This is a genomic window from Candidatus Zixiibacteriota bacterium, assembly GCA_014728145.1.
Lineage (GTDB): Bacteria > Zixibacteria > MSB-5A5 > JAABVY01 > JAABVY01 > WJMC01.
In genome coordinates, this window is sequence record WJMC01000055.1 from 1 (window position 1) to 12086 (window position 12086).

General features: G+C 50.8%; 12 protein-coding genes. 3 read left to right on the forward strand and 9 right to left on the reverse strand.

All coding sequences use genetic code 11. The features are described 5' to 3' along the window. From GF404_03135 to GF404_03145, 3 genes are all read left to right on the forward strand, one after another. A partial coding sequence (locus tag GF404_03135; protein ID MBD3381171.1) for an adenylylsulfate reductase subunit alpha occupies positions 1 to 661 on the forward strand: 661 nt, incomplete at its 5' end. A 114-nt stretch (positions 662 to 775) separates the two neighbouring features. Then, complete coding sequence (locus GF404_03140) at positions 776 to 1060, forward strand: hypothetical protein (protein ID MBD3381172.1); 285 nt, start codon at positions 776 to 778, stop codon at positions 1058 to 1060. A 5-nt stretch (positions 1061 to 1065) separates the two neighbouring features. Then, on the forward strand, positions 1066 to 1893 hold the full coding sequence (locus tag GF404_03145) for a YkgJ family cysteine cluster protein (GenBank protein ID MBD3381173.1): 828 nt from the start codon (positions 1066 to 1068) through the stop codon (positions 1891 to 1893). A 56-nt stretch (positions 1894 to 1949) separates the two neighbouring features. On the opposite strand, the gene GF404_03150 is transcribed toward GF404_03145, so the two are convergent. The 9 genes from GF404_03150 to GF404_03190 all read right to left on the reverse strand — a co-directional run. Further along, the gene (locus tag GF404_03150; GenBank protein MBD3381174.1) at positions 1950 to 2189 is read right to left on the reverse strand and encodes a hypothetical protein; all 240 of its coding nucleotides are present in this window, start codon (positions 2187 to 2189) and stop codon (positions 1950 to 1952) included. Next, the gene (locus tag GF404_03155) at positions 2176 to 3420 is read right to left on the reverse strand and encodes a putative sulfate exporter family transporter (protein ID MBD3381175.1); all 1245 of its coding nucleotides are present in this window, start codon (positions 3418 to 3420) and stop codon (positions 2176 to 2178) included. Before GF404_03155 ends, GF404_03150 begins: the two co-directional genes overlap by 14 nt. 425 nt (positions 3421 to 3845) lie before the next feature. Further along, a complete protein-coding gene (hemL, locus tag GF404_03160) occupies positions 3846 to 5138 on the reverse strand; it encodes a glutamate-1-semialdehyde 2,1-aminomutase (GenBank protein MBD3381176.1) in 1293 nt (430 codons plus the stop codon). Continuing rightward, positions 5131 to 6129, reverse strand: coding sequence for a porphobilinogen synthase (gene hemB, locus GF404_03165; protein ID MBD3381177.1), 999 nt, complete (start codon positions 6127 to 6129; stop codon positions 5131 to 5133). The genes hemL and hemB overlap by 8 nt, the downstream gene beginning before the upstream one ends. Further along, a complete protein-coding gene (hemC, locus tag GF404_03170; GenBank protein MBD3381178.1) occupies positions 6114 to 7775 on the reverse strand; it encodes a hydroxymethylbilane synthase in 1662 nt (553 codons plus the stop codon). The genes hemB and hemC overlap by 16 nt, the downstream gene beginning before the upstream one ends. After that, complete coding sequence (gene cobA, locus GF404_03175; protein ID MBD3381179.1) at positions 7768 to 9324, reverse strand: uroporphyrinogen-III C-methyltransferase; 1557 nt, start codon at positions 9322 to 9324, stop codon at positions 7768 to 7770. The genes hemC and cobA overlap by 8 nt, the downstream gene beginning before the upstream one ends. A gap of 2 nt (positions 9325 to 9326) precedes the next feature. Further along, positions 9327 to 9983, reverse strand: coding sequence for a bifunctional precorrin-2 dehydrogenase/sirohydrochlorin ferrochelatase (locus GF404_03180; protein ID MBD3381180.1), 657 nt, complete (start codon positions 9981 to 9983; stop codon positions 9327 to 9329). Continuing rightward, positions 9980 to 11203, reverse strand: coding sequence for a glutamyl-tRNA reductase (locus tag GF404_03185; GenBank protein ID MBD3381181.1), 1224 nt, complete (start codon positions 11201 to 11203; stop codon positions 9980 to 9982). Before GF404_03185 ends, GF404_03180 begins: the two co-directional genes overlap by 4 nt. Before the next feature lie 58 nt (positions 11204 to 11261). After that, the coding region (locus tag GF404_03190; protein MBD3381182.1) for a pyridine nucleotide-disulfide oxidoreductase at positions 11262 to 12086 on the reverse strand (825 nt) is incomplete at its 5' end.

Below are 12086 nucleotides of genomic sequence, written 5' to 3' on the forward strand. Positions count from 1 at the left end.
GTACAAGTGGGGTTACACCAACATGTCGACCGTGAAGGGCCTCTTCTGCGCCGGCGACGCCTCTGGCGCCTCCTCGCACAAGTTCTCTTCCGGTTCCCATGCTGAAGGTCGTATCGCCGGTAAGGCCGCCGTCCGCTTCGCGCTCGACAATGCTGATCTTCCGGCTGTTGACCAGAGCGTGATCGACGAGCTCAGGACCAAGATCCTCAAGCCTCTGGAACTGTTCGATCAGAACCGCAAGGGCACTTCCGATGTCGATATTCATCCTGCCTACATGAAACCGAAAATGTTCATGTTCCGTCTGCAGAAGATCATGGATGAGTACGCCGGTGGTGTTACCGCTCAGTTCTCCACCTCCAAGGCTCAGCTCGAGAAGGGTCTCGAACTTCTCTCCTTCCTGAGGGAAGATGCCGATAACCTGGCCGCCGAGGACCTGCACGAACTGATGCGTGTCTGGGAGAATGTCCACCGTATGTGGCAGGCTGAAGTTCACGTTCGCACTATCCTGGCTCGTGAAGAAACCCGCTGGCCGGGTTACTACTATCGCGCTGACGAGCCCAAGATGAAAGAAGACTGGGAAGCCTTTGTCAATTGCATCTGGCACCCGGATTCAGGCGAATGGGAAATGGTCAAGCGCCCGGTTAAGCGTCTCTATGAATAATTAACCAGATTGTTAATTTGGGTTAATAATAGAATCCTCCGGGTGATCTCACCCGGGGGATTTCTAATTAAAATCCATAACCATGAAGGAGTAAAACGTATAAAGGTTATGCAGATGGTTGAAAACAAAAACGGTACAGAAAACATGACGATCTGCCCTCATTGCGGATCGCAGATGTTAAAATGGAAAGTGCCGCCCGACTCGACCTGGTCGGTTGAATACATCTGGGTTTGCTTCAACGACGAATGCAATTACTATGTTCGCGGATGGAACTGGATGCGCGAAAAATTCCAGCAGAATGCCTCCTATCGCCACAGTTATAACCCCCAGACAAACACAACCGGGCCGATTCCGGTCTGGTCGCCGAGCGCGCTTAAAAAAGACATAATCGAGGATTAGTTTCTATGTCGATGAAAGAGATTCAAAGACTCAAAGACACTATCTTGAAAGAATATCCACGTCTCAAAAAAGATGACAAGTTTAAGTTCGCCTGTCATTCCGGCGTGGAATGTTTCAATGACTGTTGTGGGGACGTCAATATTTTCCTGACTCCTTACGACGTCCTAAGACTCAAAAACGCCCTGGGAATTTCTTCGCAGGAATTTTTGGACAAGTACACACTGCTCCCGGCCGCTGAGGGTCAGAAACTTCCGGTGGTCGTCCTGAGAATGCAGGATGACGAGAAGAAATCATGTTTCTTCGTGGCCGAAGAAGGATGCACTGTCTACAACGATCGTCCATGGGCCTGCCGCATGTACCCGCTCGGGCTGGCCTCTCCGGGTGAAGGCAATTCTCAGCTCGACAATGAGTTTTTCTTCTTACTCAAGGAAGGTTCATGCAAGGGTTTCGAGGAAGACAAAGAGCAAACCATCGAGGAATGGACCGAAGACCAGGGAATCGAAGACTACAACAAGTTTGGTGAATTGTACAAAGACATTTACACCCATCCCTATTTCGAAAGAGAGCCCCAGCTCATCCCACAGAAAATCGATATGTTTTTTCTGGCCAGCTACAACCTCGACCGCTTCCGTAGTTTCATCTTCAACAGCAGTTTCTTAAAGAAGTTCGACATCGATGATGATACTGTCGCCCGAATCAAAGACAGCGACGAAGAGCTTCTGATGTTCGGTTTCCGCTGGATCCGCTTCGCCCTGTTCGGCGAAAAAACGATCAAGATCAATGACGAGGTACGCGAGATCGTTCAGGACAAGCTGAGAGAGACCCGCGACTGATTAGATTTATTCTCGAACCAATAGTATAAAAGGCAGCTATGGACAGGCTGCTTTTTTTATTGGATCGAATCCCTGTTCAGCACTTTATCCAGTCCCTCCTGCAGGCGAGTCATATCATCGCTGTCGGAGTAGAAAAGCGGGGTGGCATCGAGCTTGGTCTCGAGGTTATGCCCCACCACCGCGACTTCCTCGGCCGGTATCAATCCAGTCACGCACATCACCAGGCAACCAGCAAGAAACACGAGACCGAGTAAGAATTTTATTAAAGCCAGATTTTTCGATTTAGAACGATCCAAACAGGATTCCTCCAAAAGCCAGAAACGCCATAAACAGAGTCAAAATCAGGTTGAAGCTCTGGCCTATGACATATAATATGATCGGTTTACCGCCCACCAATTGGCTTCCCAGGTCACGGAAGTTCGACTCCAGTCCGATCGACACAAACGCCAGGCAGAACAGCCATCCCCGCAATGTTTTGGTCGAGGCTTTGATCACATCGCTTTCGACATATCCAGTTCCATAGATCGGAATCAACACGAAGGAAAACAGTATCGACGCGCCAACAAATCCGACTATGAATTTCGGGAAGCGATACCATATCTCCATCGCATTAGGTTTGGTGGCATCACTTCGCTGTTCGACTTTAAACGTGAAATAAATCGCTACAATGAAGGCGACCACGCCGATCAGGATATTCTGGATCATCTTGACCACCGCGGCGATTTTCTCGGCCTCGGCTCCCAGCATCGACCCGGCCGCCACGACAGCCCCGGTGGCGTCGATAGTACCGCCCATCCAGGCCGCGCCGACCGCGGTATTCATACCCAGCATCTTGATTCCGACCGGCATAAAGATCATCATCAAGACCGTAAAAATCAAAGTCATCCCGACCGCCAGGGTCAACTCCTCTTTTTTGGCTTTACAGGCGGCGGCCGTGGCAATCGCGGCTGATACACCGCAGACCGAGGTCGCGGCGGCGATGATCATCACCAGGGTTTTGGAAGTCATCTTCAAAATCCGAGTACCGAACATAAACATAAAGAATATCACCGTCGGGGTGACCACCCAGGCCACTACCAGGCCGGGCGCGCCCAGAGATAAAATCTTGCCGAAAAGTATCTCCGCACCCAAAAGCACCAGGCCGGTCTTGATAAACATCTCGGTCTTGGCTCCGGAGAGAAGCCATTTGGGCGTACCGATTGTGTTCGAGATCAAAAGTCCGATCAAAAGCGCCCAGAAAGCGTAACCGAGCCCGTAAGCTCTGATCACCTGCTGGTCGGCAAAAGTGTAGGCAATAATTGAGAGGACAAAGATTACGGTGAAACCACTAATATATTCGAAGGGATTTCCTCCCATCGCCTTGACACCGACCGCTGTCAAGAATGCCAGCGACACGAGAAGAAAAAGGAGTTTGAGAACAATATTGCTGTGAGCGTTGACAGGCATCTGAAAGAGTTTATCGATCGCATCTTTGTAATTTTGATCGGCAGAGAACTCCTTCATAGTTTCCCTCTGCCCGGAAGTCATCAAGCCTTTGTAGATCAAGATCCCCTTTTCATCGTCATATTTGAGGTGTTTGGATAAGGGACCTTCGATCTGCAGATCATCCGGTTTATCGGGAAGGGCTATCTGACGGCTGTAGCTCTCGAATTGCGTCAATGGGTTGGTGATCCATTCACCCAATTTGGGGGCTTTGCCCGGAAAGTCGATACTGGCGTTAACCAGCGCTACTATTATAATTACTGCGCCAAACCAGACTGCCCACCAGTCTTCGCTTTTTACCAAAGATGAAAATTTTGACTTATCACTCATAATTATCACTCCCTGGAATTGTTCCCGCTCAAATGATAATATGAATGTTAAAACCCAAAATCAAATGCTTTTGAGTTTCAATAAAGCGAGATTAAAGAGGGGAATCAATACTGAACTGATTCAGTAAATTTGCTCTCTGATTAAAATATCTTCGGCAGTACATCCGACATAGCCGTCAGGGTGTCATCGATCATTTCCTTCGTATGAGCGGTAGTCATAAAGCCGACTTCATACCCCGAAGGCGCGAAATAGAAACCTTTCTCGAGCATACGATGGAAAAAGACCGAATAGCGCTTGATCGATTCGGAGCTGATCTCGGATGCGCGTCTGGGTGGATCACCGCCGTCTAATGATAACCAGAAGACCGAACCGGCTCGGGACAAATTCATTGGCAAATCATGTTCGGATATGATCTCGCGCAAACCATGTTCGAAATGAGCACCCTTTTCTTCTAATTCGCTGAAGGCATCATATTCGATCAGCTCATTCAACACCGCCACACCGGATGCCATCGCTAACGGGTTACCTGATAATGTGCCGGCCTGGTAAACCGGTCCGAGAGGCGCGATCTTTTCCATGATATCGGCCCTGGCACCGAATGCACCAACCGGCAGACCGCCGCCGATCACCTTGCCGAGCATGACGATATCGGCATTGAGTTGATACAACCCGACCGCTCCCTGCAGTCCGACCCTGAAGCCGGTGATGACCTCATCGACCACCAAAAGAGCACCATGTTTATGCGCTGTCTGTTCAAGATGCTTCATGAATTCAGGCGCTTGCACCAGAAGACCGTTGTTGGCGGGAATACCCTCCACCAGTATACAGGCGATATCATCGCCGTGTTCGGCGAAAACCTGGTCGACCGCCTCGGTATCGTTGAGTTTGACGCTGTAGGTATGCTTGACGTTTTCTTCGGTGACACCCGCAGACCCGGGCAACCCCAGAGTCGCCAGCCCGGAACCGGCCTTTACGAGGAGATAGTCGACATGGCCATGATAACCGCCGTCAAACTTCAACACTCCCTTACGACCGGTAAATCCGCGCGCCAGCCTGAGGGCCGACATGACCGCTTCGGTCCCGGATGATACACAGCGCACCATCTCGACAGCGGGATGATTCTCGGTCAGGATTTCCGCCAGCTTGATTTCTGCTTCAGTGGGAATACCAAAACTTGTACCCAGCTCTGCCTGTTTCTTGACCGCCTCGACCACCTTCGGATGAGCATGTCCCAGAATCGACGCCCCCCATGACTGGCAGTAATCGAGGTAGCGGTTGCCATCGACGTCGTAGATATACGCGCCGTCACCTTTTTGGACAAAGACCGGGCTGCCACCGACCTGTCCAAAGGCCCGAACCGGTGAATTAACACCGCGCGGAATAATCCGGCAGGCCTGTTCAAACAACTTTTCTGATTTTTCAAGTTTATTCATCGAGCCACCTGTTTTCTAAAATATCCCTGAGATGATAAGTCAGTATGATATCCGCCCCGGCACGGGCTATCGAGGTCAGGTTTTCCAGTACGAGTTCGCGTTCATTGGCCAGTCCTGCCCTGACCGCCAGCTTGGCCTGGGCATATTCGCCCGAGACATTATAGGCCGCTACCGGCAATGCGGTGTTTCTTCTAAAAAGCGAAATTATGTCGAGGTATGGTAAAGCCGGCTTGACCATGACGATATCAGCGCCTTCGGTCAGATCCAGTTCGAGTTCCTTTTTTGCTTCACGGCTGTTGCGATAATCCATCTGGTAAGTTTTGCGGTCACCAAATGATGGTGCTGAATCGGCCGCCTCCCGAAACGGACCGTAATATGCCGACGCGTACTTGGCGGTGTACGACATTATCAGGCTGTCCTTGAAGCCGGAACCGTCGAGGCCCCGACGGATCTCCCGCACACGGAAATCCATCATGTCAGAAGGAGCCAGAATATCCGCTCCTGCGGAAGCATGAGCAATCGCCATCTTTGCCAGAACTTTTAAAGTCGCATCGTTGTCAATCTTATCATTTTTGATAAGTCCACAGTGGCCGTGTTCGGTATAGGCACACAGACAGATATCGACACCGATCAAAAGATCACCGGAGAACTCCCTGCGGAGCCTTTCGACAGCACGTACAACCGGATTCTGGGCCGAAAAAGCCATGCTCGCACGGGCATCCTTTTTGTCGCTGAGGCCGAACAGCATGATATTTCTTATACCCAGCTTGAGATCTTTTTCGATCTTCCGCACGAGTGTGTCGACGCTGTGACGCTCGATCCCGGGCATAGATTCAATCTTCTCGATCTTGCTTTTTCCGGGAAGCACAAAGTACGGCTGTATCATACCGGCTGTCGAGAGACGTGTTTCCGCCGCCAAATTCCGCGTCAGTTTCGAAGCACGCAGACGACGGGGGCGATTCAATTCATCCGAACTCAAAGCACCTGCCATAACCACTCCAAATTTGAATTGGGCAGTTCCCAGTCGACCCGCAGACCGCATTCCTCAAGTTTCGCACTTGTGCTGGGGCCGATGGAAATCACTATCCACTCATCGGGAATATCTATATAAGCACGGAGGTACTCGACTGTCAAGGGCGAGGTGAAACAAGCATAATCGATTTCCGATGGATCAACTTCCGGGAGATTTTCTTTCTCCTCCGGCATGGAATCATAGATCTCGAGTCGCTCGATCTGCCAGCCGGAGATTTCCAGGGTCTCCTGGATTTTAGTCGGCGCTTTCCGGCTGACCGGGAGAAGAGCTTTAAGAGGTTTCCCGGCAAATGCGGATTTCAAATGACTGGCCAGACCGGCACCAGTGGCGACCGGCGAAACAATGACCTTTTTAGATTCAAACCGGACCGCCTCCATGGCGGTCTTTTCGCCCACTACTGCGACCAGCTTGTCTCGGGCGAATTTAGGATCGACACCCTCTTTGTGCATTAGTTCGAAGAAATAATTGATCGAATTGGCGCTGGTAAAAATCAGCATATCATAATCATCGAGCCTGCTTTTGATACCATCCCAGCCGGGAGGATTTTCAAGAGGAACGAGCTTGTTGACAGGAAAGGGAACGGTCTCCACATCCCTGAGTGCGAGTTTTGATATCAACGGTTGAGACTTCTGCGGAGAACGGGTTATCAAAAGCTTTCTTTTGGAATCGTTGTCATGACCATGAAATTTCAACCGCGCTTTCATCTCGCGTGATTTGATTTGCGCGAACCCGTCCCGGATCAGGTCGTGCAGATTAGAAGAACTCCCCTCTGCCCTCACAGATTCCGCTGATTTGTCAGGCAGTTGAAACGACCAGTAGGCTGTCAATTCCCACTCGTCACCCGGCTGTGTGACGATCGCGCCCAATGGCAGATGACATCCGCCTCCGCAGAGCTGGAGCAGATTGCGCTCAGCCCAGACAGCCATCTGCGTCTCGATATGATTAAGACGCACGACAGCTTCATAGACTTCCAGATCAGCCGAACGGGTTTCCACCGCCAGCGCACCCTGGGCTGGTGAAGGAATGATCATATCAATATCCAGAACGATCTTTTCGAGATCATCGATATCTACTCCCAGTCGAAGCAGACCGGCATTGGCAATCATGATCGCATCGTATTCGCCCCGGCGAAGCTTGTCCAGCCGGGTGGTGATATTGCCGCGCAGTTCGCGCACCTCGAGGTCCGGCCTGAGCGAGCGAATCTGTGCCTGGCGGCGAATTGCGCTGGTGCCGATCGTGAGACCCTGCTTTAAAAACAGAGGTTTATCGCGATCGATTTTCTCGCGCTTGGTTAGCAATGCTTCCTGAAAGTTTTCTCTCTCTGGAATCGCCGCGATTCGGAGCCCGTGAGGTTGTTCAAGAGGCAGATCCTTGAGCGAGTGGACCGCGATATCCGTTTGCAGGTCGATCAGCGACTGCTCGATCTCCTTGGTGAAAAAACCTGCTCCCGAAACCTGCGAGAGCGGAATATCTTTGATCCTGTCTCCCTCGGTCTTTACGATCTGGAGTTCCGCCTCGAACCCGGATCTCTGACGGAGCATATCCTTTATCATTCCCGACTGGGCCAGCGCCAGTTGACTGCCCCGCGTGGCAATCTTATACATCTTTTTCTCTTTGATAATATTCAGCTATGGTGGTGATCAAATCGGGAATCGAGTGTTTTGAGGACTCCAGCGCGACTTCCATACCATGTTGACGGACTTTTTCCGATGTGGTCGGCCCGATAGTTGCAATCAAAGACTTTTCAGCCAGCGTATTGGTTCTCTGGTCACCCAGGATTTCAACCAGGGCATTAACCGCGCGACCGCTGGAGAAAACTATCATGTGAGGTGGATAGCTGAATAACCTGCGAATCTCACTCTCCTCCCATTCGGCATTGACCGTTTCATACAGGTCGAGACAAGTTATCTGCGCGCCTTCCTGGCGGAGGATGTTTTCGACCGGATCGTTGTCGAGCTTTCCACGCACCCTGATGATTTTCACTTTGTTCTTTGAAAGATTGTACTTTTGAGAGTACTCCTGTGCGAAATCGACCATTGTTGACTCTTCAGGGATAAAATCGGGATAGTATCCAAGATTGTTCAAGGCCCGCAGGGTACCGCTTCCGGCGGCCGCGATTTTGTACGAGGCGATCGCCCTCAGGTCGACCTCTTTTGATTTGAGATAACCGAAGAAATAACGCACTCCGTTTTCGGAGGAAAACACCAGCCACGAGTCCAGTTCGCTTTTTTCGGCCAGCGTACGCCATCCGCGCTTATCTTCGGTAAAGACGGTCCTGATCGTGGGACAGGCCAGAACCTCGGCTCCCATCCCGCGCAAAATTCTGTATATCCAGCCCGATTGATCGACCGGACGGGTTACCATAATCCGGACTCCGGCCAGCGCTTTATCGCGACCGTACCAGGCCAGGTTTTTTGATAAACCGGCGACATCGCCGATGATAAAGATTGCAGGAGGCCTGATTTCCATCTCTTTAGCCCTCTGCGGCAGATCTTTTAAATGCGCGCGGGCCACACGCTGGGTTGGAAAACATGCTCGCTCGATCAATGCCGATTCGGTTTCCGGAGACATTCCCTCACTGATTAAACGCTCGATGACATCCGGCAGGCTCTTGACACCCATATAACCGATGATCGTGCCATTTTTAATCTTGCCGATACATTCCCAGCTCATCATACTGGAATGTTCCGGAGTTCGGTGAGCGGTCATCATCAGAATCGCCGCTGACATATCTCGATGGCTGGCCGGAATTCCGGTATATGCGGCCGCCGCCAGTCCCGCTGTCACTCCCGGCACGACCTCATACTCGATATCGTTTTCTCTCAGAAATTCCGCTTCTTCACCACCGCGTCCGAAAACAAACGGATCCCCCCCCTTGAGACGGGCGACTGTTTTTCCCTCCCGCGCGAGATCGACCAAAAGCTGATTGATTTGCTCCTGTGGAAGGGTATGCTGATCGGTGATCTTACCGACATATTTTCTCTCGATATTCTGGGGTAAACTGACGATCAGTTCATGCGGGATCAGGTTGTCATAGACGACAACATCGCAAAGATTCAGGAGGCTGAGACCTTTGATAGTGATCAGGTCCGGATCACCAGGCCCGGCACCGATCAGAAACACACGACCTTTTTTACCGGTTTGCATAGACAAAGTCAGATTTCTTCCAAACTGTTGAGAAGCTGGTTGTAATACTCCTCGGCTTCATTTTCACCCTTATTGCGCAGAATCCCGACCCAGTTAACATCCAGAAAACGCTTGTAACAATCAGCCTTGATATCATCGCGATCCTTAAATCTTTCCATTACTTGCTTACGGTATCTTTCGGCCAGCTTGGCAATGAACTCCCATTCCTCACCGAAAGCATTTTCCATGATCTGCCTCAAAAAAGCCGATAAAAACGGTGATCCCCCGCCGGTCGAGACAGTAAACGTTACCGGCCCGCGCCTGAGGATCGAAGGGAAGATAAAATCGCAATACTTCGGATCATCGACTACGTTAATCGGGATGTTCCGCTTCTGACATTCTTCATAAATCTGATGATTCAGGTCTTTATCATCTGTAGCCGCGATTACATAATCGGCCTGGTCAAGATCAGACGCATCGTACTCTTTGTTGAAAACCTTGACTAACGACTGCTTTTCGAGCGCTTTGATCCGCTCATTGACTTCAGGTGCGATCAGGGTCGTGTCGGCACCGCGTACCGCCAGGAGATCGAGCTTGCGCGAAGCCACCTTTCCACCACCTACTACCACAAAATGTTTACCCTCGATTTTCAAATTTACCGGCAGATATTCTTTATTAGGTTTCATGAGACCTGTTTTCCTTTCTTGCAACGGCGTTTGGTTTTCAGGAGTCGATCAATCAATCGATGGGAGAACTCTTCTATCTTTCTGCTGGTGTCATCATCCAGATCCTGAGAGATCTCGGCGATTTCTTCGCGACGAATCCGTTCCAGCGCATGCTCCACTCGCTCCGTCAGTGGTTCATGCTTGGCGTGCTCATACCAGTAACGAAATTCCTCGATTCGTCGTCGAATCAGGTCTTCGGCTTTGGGCACTGAATCCTCGCGTACCTGTTGCTTTTCTTTAAGGTAAAGATCGACATCCTCTAAATCCAGCAGTACAAGACGTGGATCGGTCATATCAGGCGCCACCACATCACGCGGAATCGCCATATCCAGGATAGTAAGACCTGAACCTGATTTCTCCATTGCACCAGTTAACATATTTTGGTCAATAATCGCCTCCGGTGCCCCGGTACAGGTGATTACCACCTGCGCTTCAGGCAAAACACTTTTTAGCTCGCTCAAGGGTTTTCCACTGCCACCGTACTTGTTCGACATCTCATGTGCACGGCTTTCAGTACGATTGACGAATATCAAATTATTATAGCCGGATTTCATCAGGTGACGAGCGGCGATATGGATCATCTCATTGACACCGATCAGGATAACCGGAAGTGAACGATCGCCGTCGAGATGCTTTTGCAGAAGCTGCATGGCGGCCCCCGAAACAGAGCTGACACCCTGCTGAAGGTCGGTTTCGGTACGGATCTGCTTGCCCGTCCTGAAAGCCTGGTGGAACATCCGATGTATGATCTTGCCGGCCGATTTTATCATGCAGGCAGAGCTGTAAGCTTCCTTGACCTGGCCAAATACCTGGGTTTCCCCCAGGACCATGGAATCTAAACCAGCTGATACCCGAAACAGGTGTTCAACGGCGTCCAGTTCGGTTTTGACATAGAATTTTTCTTCCAGCTCCGAAATATCCAGCTTACGGAAATTGATATAGAAATGCTTGACGACATTAAAGGGATCAACACCGACCGGGAGAACGAGGTAGAATTCTATCCGATTGCAGGTCGAAATCACCACGGCCTCAAAGACATGGCCGAAATTCATCAATTCCAGATGACCATTGGCAAGATCATCATGTCCCAAAGCCAGAGGCGCGCGTTCATTTAACGCAGTCAGCCTGTGATTGGTGCCGCACAGCGCCAGAAACCAGTTATTTCCATTGTTCTCATTCATAACAACCGCCTGGTAAATACCGGACAGATTTTCTAAGATATACGAATTCGCGCGCCTGTCAAGCTAATGATTTGACGCTCAAGGTGGTTCCGCCCCCGACATAGCTAACCTGCTCGAATCCTGCCGCTTTGAGGATACAGGCCGCCTGATAGGATCGCGGTCCCCGATGGCATAATACGGCTATCGGCCGGTTACGTTTTAGCTTATCGAGATTGTCGCGTAAGTCATTGAGAGATATAGTAATGAGATTTGACGCCTGGAACGGGAGTGCCTCGATCTCGTCCGGTTCACGGACATCCAGCACCTGTATCTCCGCGTTATCGTAGACCGTATCCGGGCTGTCGATTTTAAAGCCCCGCTTTATCGCTTTGGCCTGTGTAGCCAGATGATAGAGCGGATCCAGCGCTTCTGAATACGGCGGAGCATAACCATGCTCGAAATCGATCAGGTCATCGAGTCTACACTTATTCTGTAAAAAGACCGAACCGACATCGATTCTCCGGACGACATCGCCCCTGCCAATCGCCTGCACTCCCAAAAGCAGTTCGGTCTGGCTGTCGACCACGATTTTAACTGAAACAGGCTCGGTTTCCGGATAATAATCGGGCCGATCGACAAATGATCCCCAGACGGAAAAGACTTCCATACCTTCGGCTTCGGCCGCGCTCTGGCTGAGCCCGACGGTGCCGACATTGTAGTCAAACACCTTGACCATAAAAGCTCCGAGCGCACCCGGAAACCTGGAATTTCCACCAGCGATATTTTCTGCGATAATGCGTCCGTGACGGTTGGCCAACGATCCCATCGGGATATACAGAGGTTGTCCGGTGACCTGGTGACGAAGTTCGACCACATCGCCACCGGCATAGATATCCGGATCTGA